This window comes from Pseudomonas sp. GR 6-02, assembly GCF_001655615.1.
Lineage (GTDB): Bacteria > Pseudomonadota > Gammaproteobacteria > Pseudomonadales > Pseudomonadaceae > Aquipseudomonas.
The window spans coordinates 5,612,203-5,631,609 of sequence record NZ_CP011567.1 but is presented as its reverse complement, the minus strand read 5'-3'; the positions used below and the strand labels follow the sequence as shown (position 1 = coordinate 5,631,609).

The window sequence follows — 19,407 nt, the reverse complement described above, 5'->3', positions numbered from 1 at the left end:
CACCTTATCCACTGTGGGTGAGGGCACTGATATTCCCGGCAATCTACGAGGTCGCCATGAACAGCGAAGAACAAACCCTGATCGATGGACTGTTTTCCCGGCTGCAACAGGCCGAAACGGACTCAGCCCCGCGCGACGCCCAGGCCGAGACGCGGATCAAGGAACACCTGACTCGCCAGCCAGCGGCGGGCTATTTCATGACCCAGGCGATTCTGGTGCAAGAGGCAGCCATCAAGAGCCTCGACGAACAGAACAAGCAACTCACCCAGCAAGTGCAGCAATTGCAGGCCGAACTGCAACAGGCCAAGGCGCAGACAGCGGCGCCGGCGCCAAGCGGCGGCTTTTTGTCGAGCATTTTCGGCGGCGCTTCCCGTGATCCGCAGCCTGCGCCGACTCAAAGCGCAGCCCCCTCGAATGGCGGCTGGCGTGAACCAGGACGGCCGTCGTTCAACTCGCAGCCGCAGCAAAACTTCGGTGCACCGCCTGCTCAGCAGAGTTTCGGAGCGCCGCCTCAACAGAATTACGCACCGCAACAGCCTGTCGGCAGCGGTTTCCTCGGCGGTGCATTGAAAACGGCAGCGGGTGTGGCCGGTGGCGTGATGCTGGCGCAAGGCATCAGCAGCCTGTTCCATCACAATCAGCAGCCGGAAGTGGTTGAAGTCATCAAGGAAGAACCGGCCAAGGTCAACGATCAGAGCGATAGCAGCGGTTGGGGCAATGATCAGCGCGTGGCTGACAACTCCAGCGATCAGGGCGGTTTCACCGACGCGGATTACGATGATGACAGTTCATCGTTCTTCGGTGGCGATGACGACGACTCCTTCATCTGACACATCTGTGGCGAGGGAGCTTGCTCCCGCTGGACTGCGTAGCAGGCCCCTTGGGTTTCAAAGCAAGGGGGCCGCTTCGCACCCTAGCGGGACGCTGCGGCGTTCCGACAAGCTCCCTCGCCACACGGCCGATTATTCGCGGAACAATCCTTCTGGCTGGCATACTGGGCGACTTTTCGGGCCTGGAGCCTGATCCAGCCCGCGCGCCTGTGCGCCACGACCCCGCGCGCCAACGCGCAGAGAGGATGTACGGTGAAAAAAATCGCAGTGTTCGCCGATGTCCAGAACCTCTACTACACCGTGCGTCAGGCCTATGGTTGCCACTTCAACTACGCCGCTTTGTGGGCTGACGTCAGCAAGCAGGGGCAGATCGTCGAGGCCTATGCCTATGCGATCGATCGTGGCGACAGCAAACAGCAGCAGTTCCAGCAGATCCTGCGCAACCTCGGCTTCGTCGTGAAGCTCAAGCCCTACATCCAGCGCAGCGACGGTTCGGCCAAAGGCGACTGGGACGTTGGCATCACCCTCGACATCATGGACGCCGCCGACCATGTCGACGAAGTGGTGTTGGCCTCTGGCGACGGCGATTTCGACATGCTGCTGGAGCGCATCATCGCCAAGCACGGCGTGCAGGCGGTGGCCTACGGCGTGCCGGGCCTGACGGCCAACTCGCTGATCCGCGCCGCCAGTCGTTACGTACCGATCGAAGGCGCGTTGCTGCTCAAGAATTGATTTTTACGGAGTTGAAACAGGTTTGGAACGCATAGCAGTCATCGACTTTGAAACCACCGGGATCTCCCCGAGCAGCAGCTGCCGGGCCACGGAAATTGCCGTGGTGATTCTTGAACAGGGGCGCATCGTCGAGCGTTACCAAAGCCTGATGAATGCCGGCGTGCGGGTGCCGGCGTTCATCGAACAACTGACCGGCATCAGCAACGCCATGCTGCGCACCGCACCCTCGGCCGAGCAGGTGATGAACGAGGTCAACGAATTCGTCGGCATCACGCCGCTGCTGGCGCACAACGCTGCGTTCGACCAGAAGTTCTGGGACTACGAGCTTGGGCGAATCAAACGTACACGCTTGCAGAACTTTGCCTGCTCGCTGTTACTCGCCCGCCGCCTGATGCCCGCTGCGCCGAACCACAAACTCGGCACCCTCACCACCTTCGCCAGCCTGCCCAATACCGGCAAGGCTCACCGGGCCATGGCCGATGCGGAAATGGCCGCCAACCTGACCGCGCATCTGGCGCAAGAGTTGCGGCAAAAGCACGGGTTGCGCGAGTTGTCCCATGATCTGCTGTGCAGCCTGCAGAAAGTGCCGGCGGCGAAGATCAATGAGCATTTGAAGCGGTATCGCGGGTTTTAAGGTCTTGTAGTGTTTCTACTGGCCTCTTCGCGGGCAAGCCTCGCTCCTACGGATTTATGGGCGCCCCGACATTGGGGTCGCCTCAAAAACCGTAGGAGCGAGGCTTGCCCGCGAAGGCGTCAGTCGCCTCACTATTTCCCCTCCAGTTGACCCAACGGCACGCGTTTTTCGATGGCGCTCGATAACACAATCGAGGTCTTGCTGAACCCGAACGTGGCGATCCGGTTGATCAACTCTTCCAGCTCCGGCATCGAGCCCACCGCCGCTTGCATGATCACGCAGGGGTCGCCGGTGACGCGATGGCATTCGGTGAGCTGTGGGATTTTGATCAGTTCGTCGTAGGTTTTCTGATTACCGTGCTGGTTCAGGCGCAGTTCGATGACGCACTGGATCGGCAGGCCGATTTTGGACAGGTCGACTTTCGCCTGGTAACCAGTGATCACCCCGCAAGCTTCAAGTTTGGCAACGCGTTCGGCCACCGCCGGAGCGGACAGGTTCACCTTGCGCGCCAGATCGGCGTAGGACGCACGACCGTTTTCCAACAGGGCGCTGAGGAGCATGCGGTCGTATTTGTCCATCGTGGCCTACCTGAAAAATGACTGACTTTCGAAAGCACGGTTTATAGCGTCGAACTCCGTGTTTTGAAAAGTGTACCGGCGCTATAAACAGGTTTTGTAGCTTATTTTCCGCTGTTGGCCTTTCTAGAATAGCGGCTCTCCTTGTCTTGTTCATCGAGCTGCCCATGTCTGGTCTACGCCGTTTTTCCTTACCGCTGATCGCTGCTTTTTTCGCGTTGTACGTGATTTGGGGGTCGACCTACCTGGTGATTCGCATTGGCGTGCAGTACTGGCCGCCGTTGCTGCTCGCCGGTATCCGCTTCGTGCTCGCCGGGACGTTGATGTACGCGTACCTGCGCTGGCGCGGGGCGCCGGCGCCGACCTGGGCACAGTGGAAAGCGGCGGGGATCATCGGGATTTTGCTGCTGACGTGCGGTAACGGTGCGGTGAGCGTCGCCGAACACACGGGCGTGGCCTCTGGCGTGGCCGCGTTGGCGGTGGCGACGGTGCCGCTGTTTACCTTGTTGTGCGGATATTTCTGGGGCGCGCGTAATACCCGTCTCGAATGGGCCGGGATTGTGCTTGGGCTGATCGGTATTGCCATGCTCAACCTCGGTTCCAACCTGCAGTCGAGCCCGTTGGGCGCGGCGTTGCTGGTGTTCGCGGCGGCGTCCTGGGCCTTCGGCTCGGTGTGGAGCAAACATTTGCCGTTGCCTCAGGGCGCGATGGCCAGTGCTGTGGAGATGCTGGTGGGTGGCGTGGTGTTGCTGATCGGCAGCGCGGTGAGTGGCGAGCGTCTGGAAAGTCTGCCGCCGATCGAAGGTTGGGCGGCGCTGGCGTACCTGACCCTCTTCGGTTCGATCATCGCCTTCAACGCCTACATGTACCTGTTGAAACACGTGCGGCCGGCAGCGGCCACCAGCTATGCCTACGTCAACCCGGCGGTGGCGGTGTTGCTGGGGATCGTGTTTGTCGGCGAGACCATCGGTATCGAAGAAGCGCTGGCGATGGCGGTGATCATCAGTGCGGTGGTGTTGATCGGGTTGCCACAGTGGCGCCGTGGCACAGATCGGCCTGCCCCTGCCGTAGCGGTGCCGACAGAATCCCGCGCGAATTAGGGTAAACTGCGCGCCATTGCACACTTGTTTCGCACAATCGCGCTGAATTTTCCTACGGTACTCCCATGACTTTCGCCACCCTTGGCCTGATCGAACCCTTGCTGCGCGCCCTCGAGACGCTCGGCTACCAGACCCCGACGCCGGTTCAGGCGCAAGCGATTCCGGCGGTGCTGGCCGGTCGCGACCTGATGGCCGCGGCCCAGACCGGCACCGGCAAAACCGCCGGTTTCGCCTTGCCGCTGCTGCAATTGCTGGCCATGGAAGGGCCGAAAGTCAGCGCCAACTCCGTGCGCGCGCTGATTCTGGTGCCGACCCGCGAACTGGCCGAACAGGTTCACGAAGCCGTGCGCCAGTATGCCGAGAACCTGCCGTTGAGCACCTACGCGGTGTACGGCGGCGTCAGCATCAACCCGCAAATGATGAAACTGCGCAAAGGCGTCGACCTGTTGGTGGCGACCCCGGGCCGTTTGCTCGACCTGTTCCGTCAGAACGCGCTCAAGTTCAACCAGCTGCAAACCCTGGTGCTGGACGAAGCCGATCGCATGCTCGATCTGGGCTTTTCCGAGGAGCTGGGGAATATCTATAAAGCCCTGCCTTCGAGACGTCAGACGCTGCTGTTCTCCGCGACCTTCTCCGATGCGATCCGCATGCTGGCCGGGCAAATGCTCAACGACCCGCTGAGCATCGAAGTCAGCCCGCGTAACGTGGCCGCCAACACCGTCAAGCAATGGGTGGTGACGGTGGACAAAAAGCGCAAGCCGGAGCTGTTCATTCACTTGATGCGCAAGGGCAAGTGGAAGCAGGTGCTGGTGTTCGCCAAGACCCGTAACGGCGTAGACGCGTTGGTGGAAAAACTCCAGGGCCTGGGCGTCAATGCCGACGGCATCCACGGCGACAAACCCCAGGCAACTCGCCAGCGGGCGCTGGATCGCTTCAAGGCCAGCGAAGTGCAGATCCTCGTGGCCACCGACGTGGCTGCCCGTGGCCTGGATATCGAAGATTTGCCATTGGTGGTCAACTTTGACCTGCCGATCGTGGCAGAAGACTACATCCACCGCATCGGTCGTACCGGCCGTGCGGGCGCAACCGGGCAGGCTATTTCGCTGGTCTGCGCTGATGAAGTGAATCAACTGTCAGCCATCGAGATGCTGACCCGTCAGACGTTGACTCGCCAGATGGAGCCGGACTTCGAACCTGAACACCGCGTGCCGGATACCGATGCCAGCGGTCAGGTGATCAAGAAGCCGAAAAAACCGAAGAAGCCCAAAACCTCTGGTGGCGGCAAGCGCAACCTGGGTAAATGGGTCGAGAGCGGTGAGGCGTCGACGCCGGAGCCTTCGATCAAGCCGGTGCGTAAAGTGCCGGTGTTCAATACCGGGCCGCGTAAGCGTAAGCCTTGATCCTCTGAAGATCGTTCCCACGCAGTGTGGGAACGATCAGTGTCGGTGCTTCAACCACTCCACCATCCCCAACCCCGCCGCTCGCCCACTGGCGAAACACGCGGTCAGTAGATAGCCGCCGGTCGGCGCTTCCCAATCGAGCATTTCCCCTGCGCAGAACACGCCGGGTAGTTGCTTGAGCATCAAACGTTCATCCATCGCCTCGAACATCACGCCACCGGCACTGCTGATGGCTTCGTCCAATGGCCGGGTTTTCACCAGCGTCAGCGGCAATGCCTTGATTGCTTTGGCCAGCAGGGCCGGATCGGCAAAACAGTCAGCCGGTGTCAATTCCCGCAACAATGCTGCTTTCACGCCATCTAGCCCAAGCTGACTGTGCAGGTGTTTGGCCATGGAGCGTGAGCCGCGCGGTTTGCTCAGCGCCGCCTGGATTTTATCCACAGGCTTGCCCGGCAACAGATCGAGGTGAACGGTTGCCGAGCCATGTTGATTGATCGCTTCGCGGATCGCTGCCGACAGGGCGTAGATCAAACTGCCCTCAATTCCCGTGGCAGTGATCACACACTCGCCGAGTCGCGGTACGTCGTCATTGAGGCCGATGGCGATGTTTTTCAGCGGGCTGCCGGCGAATTTGCTGACCATCAATTCGCTCCAGGCCTGCACCTCGAAGCCGCAATTGCTCGGTTGCAATGGCGCCAGCCCTACACCGCGCTGTTCCAGCGGCAGCATCCAGGCACCGTCCGAGCCGAGACGCGACCAGCTGCCGCCGCCGAGTGCCAGCAGGCTCGCATCCGCGTGAACGGTTTTTTCGCCTTCGGGGCTGTCGATTAGCAAATCACCGTTGTTATCCCAACCGAGCCAGCGATGGCGGGTGTGGATAACTACGCCCGCATCGCGCAGGCGTTTGAGCCAGGCACGCAACAGGGGCGCGGCTTTCATGTCGGTGGGAAACACCCGGCCGGAGCTGCCGACAAAAGTTTCGATGCCCAGGTCATGAATCCATTGGCACAAGGCTTCGGCGCCGAACGAGCGTAACAGCGGGGCGATCTGCGGCGCCCGTTCGGCATAGCGTGAGAGAAATGCCGGGTAGGCCTCGGAGTGGGTGATGTTCATGCCGCCGACCCCGGCGAGCAGGAATTTTCGCCCCACTGAAGGCATGCCGTCGTACAGATCGACCTTGATCCCGGCCTGGCTCAACACTTCAGCCGCCATCAAGCCGGCGGGGCCGCCGCCGATGATGGCGACGTGAGGGGGGAGGGAAGTGGAGGGCTGGGTCATGGCGAGAGCTGCGGCGTGGCGGAATAAGCCGCGCATTCTACCAGCCCTGCTCCCTGTGGGAGGATTCGAGGGCTGGTTAAAAAACAACCACCGCTCTGTAACCTATACCCCGCATGGGCTGCCGGCCCTTTCACTCAGGTTATCCACAGGCGGTTCCACAGGCATTGTGGGTAAAGACTCACACATCAATGACAACCTGATGACTGCCACACCCGTTGGGCGCTGTGATGGAGGATGCCATGACGGCGCGCCAGGGCCTTGCGGTCCTTGCTGTAGCCGCCGCCGATCACGCCGACCACCGGAATATCCCGGCCCAGGCAATGGCGCATCACGCTTTCATCACGAGCGGCGACGCCTTCGTCGGTCAGCTTCAGATAACCCAGGGCGTCGTCCTTGTGCACATCGACACCGGCGTCGTACAGCACCAGATCCGGTTGATAGAGCGGCAGCAAATAGTTGAGCGCATCGTCCACCACCTTCAGGTAATCGGCGTCGCCCATGCCCATCGGCAACGGGATGTCCCAGTCGCTTTCGGCTTTGCGTGCAGGAAAATTCTTTTCGCAGTGTAGGGAAACGGTCACCGCTTCCGGGGTGTTGTGCAGGATTCGTGCAGTCCCGTCGCCCTGATGCACATCGCAATCGAAGATCAACACCCGATTCACCCGGCCACTTTCCAGCAGGTAATGGCTGATCACCGCCAGGTCATTGAAGATGCAGAACCCGGCAGGGTGATCGTAATGCGCGTGGTGCGTGCCGCCGGCCAGGTGACAAGCCAAGCCATGTTCCAGCGCCTGTTCGGCCGCCAGCAGCGAACCGCCGACCGCCCGCACGGTGCGCCGGGCCAGTGCTTCGCTCCAGGGCAGGCCGAGGCGCCGCTGGTCTTCGCGGGACAACTCGCCACCCATGTAGCGTTCGATGTACGCAGGGTCATGAGCGAGGGCGAGAATATCCGCCGGGCACAGGTCCGGGCGCAGCAGATCGGCGTCGCGGGTCAGGCCACTGTCCACCAGGTGATCGCGCAGCAGGCGAAACTTGTCCATGGGGAAGCGGTGATCCGCCGGGAACTCGGGACTGTAGTCTTCGTGGTAGATCAGGGGCAGGGGCATGGCTGATTTATCGGGGAAGCATGTAGGAATGAGTGAACGATCCTACCAGCGATGTAGACTTGCGGCATGGAAACCGAGGGGAGGGGCACGATGGAGCCGATACTGGAACTCGAAAGCGCACGACTGTCATTACGGCAGTGGCGCGATGAGGATTTGCCGGCGTTTGCGGCGATGTGCGCCGATCCACAGGTGATGCGTTATTTTCCGGCGCCCTTGAGTCGGCTGGAAAGTGCCTCGCTGATAGGGCGGGTTCGCGGGCATTTTGCCGAGTATGGCTTCGGCCTCTGGGCACTGGAGCGCAAGGACACCGGAGCGTTCATCGGGTTTACCGGGCTGAGTGTGGTCGGCTTTGACGCACCGTTCACGCCAGCCATCGAAATCGGCTGGCGCCTGGCGCGCGAGCACTGGGGCCTGGGTTATGCCAGCGAGGCGGCTTGGACCGCTCTGCGTTGCGGGTTTGATCGCTTGGCGCTGCAAGAGGTCGTGGCGTTCACCACCGAAACCAACCTGCCTTCGCAAAAAGTCATGCAGGCGATCGGCATGCACCATGCCCCCGCCGATGACTTCGAGCACCCGCGGCTTGCAGAGGATCATCCGCTGCGCCCGCACGTGTTGTACCGCATCACCCGTGAGCAATGGCTGCAAACCTTGCATGGATAAGCAGGCACGGACGTTTACAATGGCCCTCATGTTGAACCGGGCCATAAACTGAATCGACCGCCGCAGCCAAGACTGCGCGGCATTATTGCTCTGTGTGAGGAGAGTCTGAATGAGCCAAGTGTTGGAAGATCTGGTAGACCTGCTGACCCTGGAACCGATTGAAGAAAACCTGTTCCGTGGCCGCAGCCAGGACCTGGGTTTCCGTCAGTTGTTCGGCGGCCAGGTGCTCGGCCAGTCCCTGTCGGCGGCCAGTCAGACAGTCGAAGAGACACGCCATGTGCACTCGATGCACGGTTACTTCCTGCGTCCGGGCGATGCGAAGTTGCCGGTGGTGTATCAGGTCGATCGGGTGCGCGATGGCGGCAGTTTCAGCACGCGCCGGGTGACGGCGATCCAGAAGGGCAACCCGATTTTCACCTGCAGCGCCTCGTTCCAGTACGACGAAGAGGGCTTCCAGCATCAGAGCCAAATGCCGCAAGTGGTCGGCCCGGAGAACCTGCCGTCGGAGCTGGAACTCACTCAGCAGCGCGCACACCTGATCCCGGAGCACATGCGCGAAAAACTGCTGTGCCCGAAACCGATCGAATTCCGGCCGGTGACCGAAAAAGATCCCTACAACCCGCAGCCTGCCGATCCGGTCAAATACGTCTGGTTCCGCGCCGATGGTGCGTTGGCTGACACTCCAGCGCTGCACAAATACCTGCTGGCCTATGCGTCGGACTTCGGCCTGTTGACCACCTCGATGCTGCCCCATGGCAAATCGGTCTGGCAGAAAGACATGCAGGTCGCCAGCCTTGATCATGCGTTGTGGTTCCACGCCGACCTGCGCGCCGATGACTGGTTGCTGTACGCCATGGACAGCCCGTGGGCCGGTAACTCGCGTGGATTCTCCCGTGGCAGCGTGTTCAACCGTGCCGGGCAACTGGTGGCTTCGGTCACTCAGGAAGGCCTGATTCGTCATCGCAAGGATTGGGCATGAGCCTGGCCGAGGTGCGGCACTGGGTGTTCGACATGGACGGCACCCTGACCGTGGCCGTGCATGACTTCGCGGCGATTCGCGTGGCATTGGCGATTCCTGCAGAACACGACATCCTCACTCACCTCGCTGGGCTGCCGGCCGAAGAAGCGGCGGCCAAACATGCGTGGCTGCTGGAACACGAGCGGGATCTGGCACTGGGTTCGAAACCGGCTCCGGGCGCGGTGGAACTGGTGCGTGAGTTGGCCGGGCGTGGTTATCGCCTGGGCATTCTCACGCGCAATGCCCGTGAGCTGGCCCATGTCACGCTGGAGGCGATTGGCCTGGCCGATTGCTTTGCGGTGGAGGATGTATTGGGCCGCGATGAAGCGCCGCCCAAACCGCATCCCGGTGGTTTACTGAAACTGGCCGAGGCCTGGAAGGTGCCGGCGAGTGAAATGGTGATGGTCGGTGATTACCGCTTCGACCTGGATTGCGGCCGGGCGGCGGGGACGCGGACGGTGTTGGTGAACCTGCCGGATAATCCGTGGCCGGAATTGACTGATTGGCATGCGCGCGATTGCGTGGAATTGCGGCAGCTGCTTTCGGCTTGAGAGATTGGGCGTCCGATCAGACGCCCCAAAACTCACTGCCCGAACAACGCCTTCTGCCCCTCGGGCGAGGTAAACATCCCGTCCCCATTGTGCCCGACCCCGGGCACTTCGATCAGCTGCTGACTCAACCCTTGAAGATGGCGCCGTTTCAGATAATTGAAATAATTGCGCCCGCGAATCAAACGAGAAGCGCCCTGGGCTTTGGCCTCGCAACTTTTATCCAGCGCCGGGTGATTCGGGTCGATGTCCTGCTGCCCGAGTAGATAAACGACGTCACGTTTGACGTAGTTTTCTTCCAGCTGCGCAGGCGTTTGCCCATTGGCATAGGCGGGCAAGTCCGCCAGCCCATACTTCCAGCGATTGAAGTTCGGACACCCCGCGTGACTGAACGCCACTGGCCGTTGCTCATTGAAATAGGCATACGACGAAGGATTGGCGATCACATAACGCACCTTCACCCCTGCTGTGTCGAGGGCTGGCTGAGGGTGGCTCAACATGGCGTAACGCTGAACCACCTGAGCGCCGCCCGAGTGACCGGCTATGACGATTTGCTTCACGTCCGGAAACTGTCGCCGATCCCCCAGGCGAGCGATGATTTCGTCGAGCGCCGCGTAGGAGCTCAGCGTAAACGGCGCGGTGGATAACCCGCCGGCCATCCAGTCATTGCCGTGCCAGCGTAAAACGCTGTCAGGCACCGGGTGGCTCGCGATGTCGGTTTCATTGAGAAACTGTGGGGCGAGCACCAGGGTGTTATCGCTTTGCCCGGCTTGCTGGGCCGCGTGCTCGGCGCTCTGGCGGTAGGTTTCAGCGTTGCGCAAACGACCATGAATGATGATCAGCACTCGTTCGATATTCTTCGCCGGTGTCGGGCCGATGCCCACCGCGATTTCGCCGGCGCTCAACAGCAGGCGCCCGGAACTGATCTCCTTGACCCCCTGCTCGGCAGCCTGGGCGCTTGTGCAGGTGATCAACAGAGCTAACAACCACTTGTGCATTACAGATTCTTCGCGGCAAAGGTATCGCACTGGCCAACCTGGCCTTGTGCAAATCCGGCTTTGAACCAGCGCACCCTTTGCGCTGACGTACCATGAGTGAACGAGTCCGGTACCACGCGGCCCTGACCTTGCTGCTGCAAGCGGTCATCGCCGATGGCGTTGGCGGCGTTCAAGGCTTCTTCGATGTCACCGGGTTCCAGCCAGTTCAGGCGCTTCTGCGCAATGTTGGCCCAGACCCCGGCCAGGCAATCAGCCTGCAGTTCCTGACGCACCAGCAAACCACCGTCGCCCTCCATTTGCCGGCCCTGCTGCCGGGCGGTCTGAATCTTCGCCGAAACGCCGAGCAAGGTCTGCACGTGGTGTCCGACTTCGTGAGCGATCACGTAGGCCTGGGCGAAATCACCTGCGGCGGAAAAACGCTGGGACATTTCCTGGAAGAAACCCATGTCCAGGTAGACCTTCTGGTCTGCCGGGCAATAGAACGGACCAGTCGCCGATGTCGCCAATCCGCACGCCGAGTTCACCTGATTGCTGAACAGCACCAGGGTCGGGTCTTTATATTGCCGACCGGCCTGCTGGAAAATCTGGCCCCAGGTGTCTTCGGTGTCGCCGAGGATCGAGCGCACGAATTCGGCGTTTTCATCATTGGCCGGCGGTGCCTTGCGGGTGTGGGTGGTGGCCGGAGCCGATTGCTCGCTCATTTGTCCGGTCAATTGACCGAGGATCTGCATCGGGTCCTGGCCGGTGATCCAGCCGATCCCGACGATCAACAGGATCGCCGTCAGGCTCAGGCCCTTGCCCCCGCCGAAGCGCATCCCGCCACCCCCACCGCCGACATCATCGCCACGGGCATCGACCACGTTGTCGCTGCGTCGGCCTTTTTTCCATAGCATGGGGGTGAGTCCTCGTTTGAATATGGTGATGAGTGTTGCTGGTCAGTGAGAGCGGCGCCAGTCCGGTCGTCTGTCTTTTACTGCGCACGGAACATTTCAGACTTGTATTGAACACGGATAGCCCAGCGAATTCCTTCAGGGCGACAGGTTTTTACCGAGTGGGCGAATGCTTGTCTCGAGAATCACTGATCAAACTCACTCTATATCGGCGATATGCCGGGCAGCGATGTAGCCGAAGGTCAGCGCCGGGCCGAGATTGATACCGCCGGCGGGATAATGCCCGCCCATGATGCTGGCCATGTCGCCGCCCGCTGCATACAACCCGGCGATGGCCTGCCCCGACTCGCCAAGAACCTGGGCATGTTCATTGATCTTGAGCCCGGCGAAGGTGCCAAAGCAGCCAGGCTGGACCTTCACGGCGTAGAACGGGCCTTGTTCAATCGGCGCGACGCACGGGTTGGGTTGCTGCAACGCATCGCCCTGTTTGCGGTTGTAGGGCGTCGAGCCACGACCGAACAACGGATCTTCGCCGTTGCGCGCACACCGGTTGTATTCATCCACCGTGCTGCGCAATCCGTTTGGGTCGATGCCGCAGGCCAGGGCCAATTCCTCGACAGTGTTGCCGGTTTTCAGATAACCGCTGCGGATAAAGGATGACAGCGGCACCGGAAACGGCCGAGAAATTCCCAGGCCATAACGCCGTTGAAAACCATGAGTGCAGATCAGCCAGGAGGCGACTTCTTCGCCCAGCGGTGCGGCGGCGACCATGGCCGTCACGTAGTCGTAGTAGCCGTCGGCTTCGTTGACGAAGCGCCGGCCGTTGCTCAGCACACCGATGATCCCCGGTTTGCCGCGTTCGATGATGTGCGGGAAGTGGCCGATGCTGCCGTCACTGTGCGGCACTTGCGAAACCGGCGCCCAGGCCACGGGCGATGCCATGTCGGTGTTGACCCGCGCACCGGCGCTTTCGCCCAATCGCAAACCATCACCGGCGACGCCGAGAGGCGGCAGCGCCAGGTGTTCGTTGCCGGTCGGTGTGCGGGGGAACAGCGCCTTGCGCCGCTCGATATCATTGGCGAAACCTCCGGTCGCGAGCACCACGGCCTTGCGTGCATGGATGCGGATTTTGCCTTTGGCGGTACTGACGATCGCGCCTTGCACCTGATCGCCTTCGCGAAGCAACTCGGTCACCGGTGCCGATTCCCAGAGCAAGACGCCCAGGTCTTCGGCGGACTTTGCCAACCGCGCAACCAGCGCCACGCCGTTGACCAGTTGCATCGCCCGACCATGAACAACGAGGTCGAACAAGTGCCGGGTGAAGCGCCGGGTCACGTGCCATGCAGCGGGCAAAGAGCGCGTCAGGTTGAGAAATGCGCTCAGGTCCGCCCCCGCCATGATCGGCATGCCCATGAACGAAGTTTCCCGCATGGTTTTACGAAGGCGCTTCAGTAGCTTGCCGACTTTTCGTCCGTCATAAGGCGCAGCGATCACCGACCGTCCGCCGGTGCCGGCGCCCGGCGTGTCGCCATGAATGTCGGCGATGGCGTTGCCATCGGCGAATTGCAGGGCAGTGTGTTGCTCGAAGAACGCGACCATTCGCGGGCCAGCCTCAAGGAACGCGTCGATCATCGCCGGATCGTAACGCTCACCCAATTCGTGCTTCAGGTAAGTGCGCGGTTGCTCGACGTCTTCAACGATGCCGGCACGACGCGCCAGAGGATTGCACGGCACCCAGGCCCATCCGCCGGACCACGCCGTGGCGCCGCCGAACACCGGGTCTTTCTCGACCACGATCACTTTCAAGCCATGCCAGGCTGCGGTTACAGCTGCGGACAATCCGGCCGCACCGGAGCCGACGATCAGCACATCGCATTCGATGTCCGCAAGGAGGGGAGAGTCGGCAGGCATCGTTTAAAAGCTCCAGGTTGTTTTTGGAATTTGATTCCAGAAAATATAAAGGCTTGATTGATCCCGGCAACCATTCACTGCGTAAAGAGGGCGGTTATCGGACAGCGGGTTCCAGATTTCGCATTACGTGGTTTGTCTTCTAGAATCGGCAAAATTTCGAGTGGAACCCCCCATGGCCGGCAGTCAGATCGAACGTGTTTTCAGCGTGCTGGAAAGCCTCACCAGTGACCCTCGCGGCCTGCCGATGCAGACGTTGGCGGAGCAACTGGACATCCCCAAAAGCGCGACCCACCGTCTGCTCACCGAGCTGATTCGGCTGGGTTACGTGCGACAGAATCCGGAGAACCTGCGCTATCACCTGTCGACCAAACTGGTGGCGATGGGTTTCCGTTACCTGTCGAGCAGCGGCGCCGATATCGTGCAGCCGGTGCTCGATCGCCTGGCCGAGGAAACCGGCGAGCTGGTGCGCCTTGGCGTTATTGAAGGCGAGCGCCAGGTCTGGATCGCCAAGTCTCAGGGCGCTCGCTCGGGCCTGCGTTACGACCCGGACATGGGCCGTGATGCGCCCTTGTTCTATACCGCTTCGGGCCATGCATGGCTGGCGTGCATGAGCGATGCCGAAGCGTTGTCGCTGGTGGAGCGTCAGGGGAGCGAACGGCCGAAAGACCTGGGGCCTAACGCGCCGCGCTCCAACATTGAGTTACTGGAACGCCTGCGTCTGGCGCGAGAGCAGGGCTATGCCTGGGTCGAAGAGAGTTCGGCCGTGGGCACCTCGGCGATAGCGGCGGTGGTGCGTCACCCAAGCGATGGTCGAGTGATCGGTGTGCTGAGCATTGCCGGGCCAAGCGCGCGGATGCCGGGGGCACGGTTGCATGAACTGGCGCCGCTGTTGTTGAAGTTCACTGAAGAGCTGTCTGCCGCAAGCCTGGCTTCGGAGTTGTTCGTCTAATTCTGCCCGCACAAACCCATATGTGGGCTATGCGAATCTGTGCGTTGTTCGAACACAAGTTGCCGTTACTCCTGTAAGAATCTGGAACCAGGTTCTAAATTATTGGAATTCATCCCTCCGACAATAATCACAAGAGGACCGCAGCATGACTTCGCCCCTTCGCATCGCCCTGATCGGTGCCGGCAACATGGGCCAGCAGCATTACCGGCATCTGCAAACCCTGACGCAAGCGACGTTGTGTGCGGTAGCCGATCCCGGGCCACAAGCGGCAGGCCTCGCGGGCGAATGGGGCGTGGGGTATTTCGCGGATCACCGTCAGATGCTGGAGCAGGCGAAGCCAGACGCGGTGATCGTCGCCAACCCGAACACGCTCCACGTCAGCACGGCGCTCGATTGCCTCGCCGCCGGCGTGCCGGTGCTACTGGAAAAACCGGTGGGTGTGCACCTGGATGAAGCGCGCGAACTGGTGGCCGCGTCAAAAGCCACCGGAGTTCCCGTGCTGGTCGGCCACCATCGCCGGCATAATCCGTTGATCGTCCGCGCCCATGAACTGGTGCAGGGTGGCGCTTTGGGGCAGCTGACGACGGTGACGGCGCTCTGGCAGTTGCGCAAACCCGACAGCTATTTCGAAACGTCGTGGCGCCGCGAGCCCGGTGCGGGGATGTTGTTGACCAACCTGATTCACGACCTCGACCTGCTGCGGCATCTGTGCGGCGAAGTGCGCCAGGTGCAGGCAATCACCAGCAATGCGGTGCGCGGATTTGCCAACGAAGATTGCGCGGCGGTGCTGCTGCAATTCGACAACGGCGCACTGGGCAGCCTGACCGGTTCCGACGCGGTGGCGGCGCCCTGGAGTTGGGAGCTGGGTTCCGGGGAGAATCCGGCCTATCCGCGCCAGGCCGATCAGCCCTGTTACTTGCTGGCCGGGACGGGCGGTGCATTGAGCATTCCGCAGCTCAAGCGCTGGCACTACGCCGACGTCGATGGCGGATGGCATCAACCGTTGCTGGCGGAACAGGAACGCTTCAGCGTCGATGAAGCATTGCGTTTGCAGTTGCAGCACTTCGTGCGCGTGGCGCGTCGGGAAGTCGAACCCTTGGTGAGCGCGGCCGATGCTGCGCGCACCCTGGCGCTGGTTGAGGCGATTCGCGAGGCCGCCGAAACCGGTCGTGCCTGCACCCCGATGTCAATCGAGGGATGAGCATGAGTGAGCGAATCTTTTCCCTGGCCAGCCTGACGGTGCTGGAGTTGTCTCCGCCGGAGATGGTCGAAGTCGCAGCACGGGCAGGATACAGCCATGTCGGACTACGCCTTGAACCGGCGACAGCCGAAGAACATCACTTTGCGCTGGTAGCCGATGTCGGTTTACGGCGTGAGACGCTGGCGCGGCTGCACGACACCGGCATTCGTGTGCTGGATGTTGAAATCCTGCGTCTTAAACCGCAAACCGTCGTCGCCGACTTCGAGAAGATTCTGGCGGTCGGGGCGCAATTGGGTGCCAGTGAATTGCTGGTGGCCGGTAACGATCCCGACGAACAACGACTCACCGAGAACTTCGCCCGGCTGTGTGATCTGGCGGCACCTTACGGGCTGCATCCGCATCTGGAGTTCATGCCATGGACCGATGCACGCAATCTCGAACAAGCGGTGCGCGTCGTCGAAAACGCTGACCGTGAAAACGGCGCGGTGTTGGTGGACGCGTTCCATTTCGACCGATCGGGTTCGCGGTTGGAAGATCTGGCCAAAGTTGCCCCGTCACGGTTACGGTACACGCAGTTATGCGATGTCGCGGGGCCACGGCCAACGGACATGGCGGAGATTTTGCGTCAGGCGCGTAACGAGCGGCGTTTTCCGGGCGATGGTGATTGTGATCTGGCGGGGTTGTTGCAGTGTTTGCCGGCCGATATCCCGTTAAGCCTGGAGATTCCCACCGTGAAGTTGCTGGAGCAGGGCGTGAGCGGGTTGCAGCGGGCGCAGATGGCGTTGGATAAGACTCGGGAATTGTTGGCGCGCCTTTGAACCTGTGGCAAGGGAGCTTGTCGGACCGCCGCACCGTCCCGTTCGGCAGCGAAGCGGTCGTCAACGACCTGTTATATGCAGTGACGGAACACCTTTGCTGATTTGGGGACTGCTGCGCAGTCCAGCGGGAGCAAGCTCCCTCGCCACATTCTGATTTGATTACAGAGGCTTTGCATGACCATCAGCACCCCGCTCTCCGGTGTAAACCAACCCTTCAAAGGGATTCTGCTGATCGTTGTCGCGACCTTTCTGTTTTCCAGTCACGACGCCTTGTCGAAGTATCTATCGGGGTTTTATCCGATCGTCATGGTGGTCTGGGCCCGTTATGTGGTTCACACCTTGCTGATGGCCGGGATTTTCCTGCCGCAATCGGGGTTGCGAGTCCTGCGCACCAAACGGCCGTTGCTGCAGTTGTTCAGGGCGTTGTGCCTGTTGGGCACCAGTTTGTTCTTCACCACCGGTTTGCAGTACATCCCATTGGCCGAAGCCACGGCGGTCAACTTTCTCGCTCCGGTTCTGGTCACCGCGTTGTCGGTGCCACTGCTGCGTGAGCGGGTCACCCGTGGCCAATGGATCGCGGTGATTTGCGGATTTGTCGGCGTATTGATCATCGTCCATCCCGGCGGGGATCTGTTCACGCCAGCAGTCTTGCTGCCACTCTGCTCGGCGCTGTTTTTCTGCTTCTATCAATTGCTCACCCGCAAGCTCAGTGAAATCGACAGCCCGACCACCAGTAACTTCTTCGCCGGCCTGTGCAACACCCTGGTGATGAGTGCGTTGGTGCCGTTTTTCTGGAAAGTGCCAAGCCTTGGGCATGGATTGATGATGGTTGCACTGGGCGCCTGCGGGATGACGGCGCACCTGTTTCTGACCCAGGCGTTCCGCCATGCCGCCCCCGCGCTGCTGGCACCGTTCGGCTATTGCCAGATTGTCTTTGCCGGTTTGCTCGGCTGGTTGCTGTTTTCTCACACGCCGACCCTGACCACGGTGGTCGGGATCGCGGTGATTTGCTGCAGCGGGTTGGCGGCGGCGTGGCAACAAAGCCGCCGCTGAACCCGGTCAAAATTTGAAACGCACCACCAGGTTTTGCAGGCCCGCCGCCAGTCGCGACAACTCCTGGCTGGTGGCGCTGGTCCGGGTTGCGGCGTCGGCGCTTTCCAGCGACAGGTCGCGGATGTTCAGCAGATTACGATCCACCTCACGGGCCACCTGCGCCTGTTCTTCCGAGGCGCTGGCGATCACCAGGTTACGTTCATGGATCTGCTCCATCGCCCGGGTGATTTCTGCCAGCGCCAGCCCGGCCTGTTCAGCAATCGACAAGGTATCAGCAACACGCTGACTGTTGTCGTGCATCGACATCACCACACCGTTGGTATCGCCCTGAACCCGGCCAATGATCTGTTCGATCTCCCGGGTTGATTGCTGAGTGCGATGCGCCAGCGCCCGAACTTCATCGGCCACCACCGCGAAACCACGTCCGGCTTCCCCGGCTCGCGCAGCCTCGATGGCGGCATTGAGCGCGAGCAGGTTGGTCTGTTCGGCGATGGCGCGGATCACGTCCAGCACCTTGCCGATTTCCCGGGACTGCTCGGCCAGGGTCTGAACCTGTTGCAGTGCGATGCCCGCATTGCTGCTCATCGCCTGAATCGAATCCAGTGTTTCAATCACCCGTGCCTGGCCCTGATTGGCTTGCTGTGTGGACTGTCTGGTGCTGTCGGAAGTCGACACCGCGTTGCGTGCCACTTCTTCCACCGCGACGGTCATTTCGTTGACGGCCGTGGCGGCCTGCTCGATTTCATTGTGTTGCTGTTGCAGCCGACTGGAGTCCTGTTGAGTGCTCTGATTCATCTGCAGGGCGGCGGCCGCCAATTGAGTCGACGTGCCGCTGATCAGTTGCAGGGTTTCCCGCAGGCTGGTCTGCATGGCTGACAGGGCCTTGAGCAAGCGTGCGGTTTCATCGGCGCCGTGGCTGCGGATCGGTTGACTCAGGTCACCGGCGGCCACTTGCTCGGCCACGTCGACCGCCTGACGGATCGGCAGGACGATGCTGCGAATCAACAGCCAGGCCAGGCACAGGGTCAGGAGTGCGACCGCTATCAGCGCACCGATCACGGTGATTTTTACCTGGTTGTAGAGCGAGTCAGCCTGGTTGGCTGACAGGCTGACTTCGTTGGCGGAAAGCGCCATCAATTCGGCGAACTGGTCACCGGTCTGGGTCGAGTAGTCCTGGATTTTTCCATTGAGCAACGCGGTCATTTCTTCGCTGCGGTTCTCCCGCGACAGCGCTTCGTATTGCGCCAGCGCCTGGCGGTAGCTGGTGACGGTGGCGACGAACTTTTCGTACGGCCCCCGGTTGTAATCACCGACCAGCGGAGTGAATTTTTCCAGCGTCTCTGCAAGCCAACCCTGCACTTGGTGCAGGCGTGTGACGGTGGCATCGAGCACCTTTGGATCACGGTTGAGCGCCATGCGCAGGCTGAGCACGCGAATACTCAGGATGTAGTCGCGGATTTCACCCAGGTGGCGAATGCTGGGCAGGGAGACGTTTTCAGTGTGCTGGCCGGTGGCGCGAACCTGCGCGACCTGTTTAAGGGCGAACAGCCCCTGCAACAGGACCAGCAGGGCGATGACGCCGAAGCTGATCACGGCACGTTTGGCGATGCTCAAGTTACCTGGCGACATGGTGTGCCTCTGTGGCTGTGAGAAAAAAAGGGTGAAATGGATAAATCGCGGCCATAAAAAAACGCAGGCCCGGGATC

Annotated in this window: 19 protein-coding genes; 12 read left to right on the top strand and 7 right to left on the bottom strand. The window is 61.1% G+C overall.

Annotated features, from left to right (window positions below):
• The first annotated feature begins 56 nt into the window (after positions 1-56).
• The 3 genes from PGR6_RS24935 (at position 57) to PGR6_RS24925 (ending at position 2,196) form a co-directional block, all read left to right on the top strand.
• On the top strand, positions 57-830 hold the full coding sequence (locus PGR6_RS24935; RefSeq protein WP_028938848.1) for a DUF2076 domain-containing protein: 774 nt from the start codon (positions 57-59) through the stop codon (positions 828-830).
• A gap of 252 nt (positions 831-1,082) precedes the next feature.
• Positions 1,083-1,562 carry a LabA-like NYN domain-containing protein gene (locus PGR6_RS24930; RefSeq protein WP_018925783.1) on the top strand — a complete coding sequence of 160 codons (480 nt, stop codon included), beginning with the start codon at positions 1,083-1,085 and terminating at the stop codon, positions 1,560-1,562.
• A gap of 22 nt (positions 1,563-1,584) precedes the next feature.
• Positions 1,585-2,196, top strand: a complete 612-nt coding sequence (locus PGR6_RS24925) for a 3'-5' exonuclease (protein ID WP_018925784.1) — start codon at positions 1,585-1,587, stop codon at positions 2,194-2,196.
• Positions 2,197-2,327: 131 nt separating this feature from the next.
• On the opposite strand, the gene PGR6_RS24920 is transcribed toward PGR6_RS24925, so the two are convergent.
• Positions 2,328-2,774, bottom strand: coding sequence for an Lrp/AsnC family transcriptional regulator (locus PGR6_RS24920; protein WP_018925785.1), 447 nt, complete (start codon positions 2,772-2,774; stop codon positions 2,328-2,330).
• A gap of 164 nt (positions 2,775-2,938) precedes the next feature.
• On the opposite strand from PGR6_RS24920, the gene yedA reads away from it, so the two are divergent.
• A complete protein-coding gene (yedA, locus tag PGR6_RS24915) occupies positions 2,939-3,871 on the top strand; it encodes a drug/metabolite exporter YedA (RefSeq protein ID WP_064620558.1) in 933 nt (310 codons plus the stop codon).
• A 65-nt stretch (positions 3,872-3,936) separates the two neighbouring features.
• Positions 3,937-5,271 (top strand): DEAD/DEAH box helicase, encoded by a 1,335-nt coding sequence (locus PGR6_RS24910; RefSeq protein ID WP_064620555.1) that lies wholly within the window; start codon positions 3,937-3,939, stop codon positions 5,269-5,271.
• 36 nt (positions 5,272-5,307) lie between these two features.
• On the opposite strand, the gene PGR6_RS24905 is transcribed toward PGR6_RS24910, so the two are convergent.
• Together PGR6_RS24905 and PGR6_RS24900 are read right to left on the bottom strand one after the other, a co-directional pair.
• Complete coding sequence (locus PGR6_RS24905; protein WP_177343116.1) at positions 5,308-6,549, bottom strand: TIGR03862 family flavoprotein; 1,242 nt, start codon at positions 6,547-6,549, stop codon at positions 5,308-5,310.
• Positions 6,550-6,734: 185 nt separating this feature from the next.
• Positions 6,735-7,655, bottom strand: a complete 921-nt coding sequence (locus tag PGR6_RS24900; protein ID WP_018925789.1) for a histone deacetylase family protein — start codon at positions 7,653-7,655, stop codon at positions 6,735-6,737.
• A gap of 90 nt (positions 7,656-7,745) precedes the next feature.
• On the opposite strand from PGR6_RS24900, the gene PGR6_RS24895 reads away from it, so the two are divergent.
• The 3 genes from PGR6_RS24895 to PGR6_RS24885 all read left to right on the top strand — a co-directional run bounded on the left by PGR6_RS24895 (position 7,746) and on the right by PGR6_RS24885 (position 9,884).
• Entirely contained in the window at positions 7,746-8,315 is a 570-nt protein-coding gene (locus PGR6_RS24895) for a GNAT family N-acetyltransferase (RefSeq protein WP_019581317.1), read from the top strand.
• A 109-nt stretch (positions 8,316-8,424) separates the two neighbouring features.
• A complete protein-coding gene (tesB, locus tag PGR6_RS24890; protein ID WP_019650913.1) occupies positions 8,425-9,294 on the top strand; it encodes an acyl-CoA thioesterase II in 870 nt (289 codons plus the stop codon).
• Entirely contained in the window at positions 9,291-9,884 is a 594-nt protein-coding gene (locus PGR6_RS24885) for an HAD family hydrolase (RefSeq protein ID WP_028938856.1), read from the top strand. Before tesB ends, PGR6_RS24885 begins: the two co-directional genes overlap by 4 nt.
• Before the next feature lie 32 nt (positions 9,885-9,916).
• Here PGR6_RS24885 and PGR6_RS24880 read toward each other — a convergent pair whose 3' ends face one another.
• The 3 genes from PGR6_RS24880 to PGR6_RS24870 all read right to left on the bottom strand — a co-directional run bounded on the left by PGR6_RS24880 (position 9,917) and on the right by PGR6_RS24870 (position 13,680).
• Positions 9,917-10,879, bottom strand: a complete 963-nt coding sequence (locus tag PGR6_RS24880) for an alpha/beta fold hydrolase (RefSeq protein WP_064620549.1) — start codon at positions 10,877-10,879, stop codon at positions 9,917-9,919.
• Complete coding sequence (ypfJ, locus tag PGR6_RS24875; protein ID WP_018925794.1) at positions 10,879-11,772, bottom strand: KPN_02809 family neutral zinc metallopeptidase; 894 nt, start codon at positions 11,770-11,772, stop codon at positions 10,879-10,881. The genes PGR6_RS24880 and ypfJ overlap by 1 nt, the downstream gene beginning before the upstream one ends.
• A gap of 195 nt (positions 11,773-11,967) precedes the next feature.
• The gene (locus PGR6_RS24870; RefSeq protein ID WP_064620546.1) at positions 11,968-13,680 is read right to left on the bottom strand and encodes an FAD-dependent oxidoreductase; all 1,713 of its coding nucleotides are present in this window, start codon (positions 13,678-13,680) and stop codon (positions 11,968-11,970) included.
• Between the two features lie 172 nt (positions 13,681-13,852).
• On the opposite strand from PGR6_RS24870, the gene PGR6_RS24865 reads away from it, so the two are divergent.
• The 4 genes from PGR6_RS24865 to PGR6_RS24850 all read left to right on the top strand — a co-directional run bounded on the left by PGR6_RS24865 (position 13,853) and on the right by PGR6_RS24850 (position 17,701).
• Complete coding sequence (locus tag PGR6_RS24865; RefSeq protein ID WP_064620542.1) at positions 13,853-14,629, top strand: IclR family transcriptional regulator; 777 nt, start codon at positions 13,853-13,855, stop codon at positions 14,627-14,629.
• Positions 14,630-14,774: 145 nt separating this feature from the next.
• Positions 14,775-15,830 carry a Gfo/Idh/MocA family protein gene (locus tag PGR6_RS24860; RefSeq protein ID WP_064620539.1) on the top strand — a complete coding sequence of 352 codons (1,056 nt, stop codon included), beginning with the start codon at positions 14,775-14,777 and terminating at the stop codon, positions 15,828-15,830.
• 2 nt (positions 15,831-15,832) lie between these two features.
• A complete protein-coding gene (locus PGR6_RS24855) occupies positions 15,833-16,648 on the top strand; it encodes a sugar phosphate isomerase/epimerase family protein (RefSeq protein ID WP_064620536.1) in 816 nt (271 codons plus the stop codon).
• A 174-nt stretch (positions 16,649-16,822) separates the two neighbouring features.
• The gene (locus tag PGR6_RS24850; protein WP_064620533.1) at positions 16,823-17,701 is read left to right on the top strand and encodes a DMT family transporter; all 879 of its coding nucleotides are present in this window, start codon (positions 16,823-16,825) and stop codon (positions 17,699-17,701) included.
• Positions 17,702-17,707: 6 nt separating this feature from the next.
• On the opposite strand, the gene PGR6_RS24845 is transcribed toward PGR6_RS24850, so the two are convergent.
• Positions 17,708-19,330 carry a methyl-accepting chemotaxis protein gene (locus PGR6_RS24845; RefSeq protein ID WP_064620530.1) on the bottom strand — a complete coding sequence of 541 codons (1,623 nt, stop codon included), beginning with the start codon at positions 19,328-19,330 and terminating at the stop codon, positions 17,708-17,710.
• Positions 19,331-19,407 lie beyond the last annotated feature (77 nt).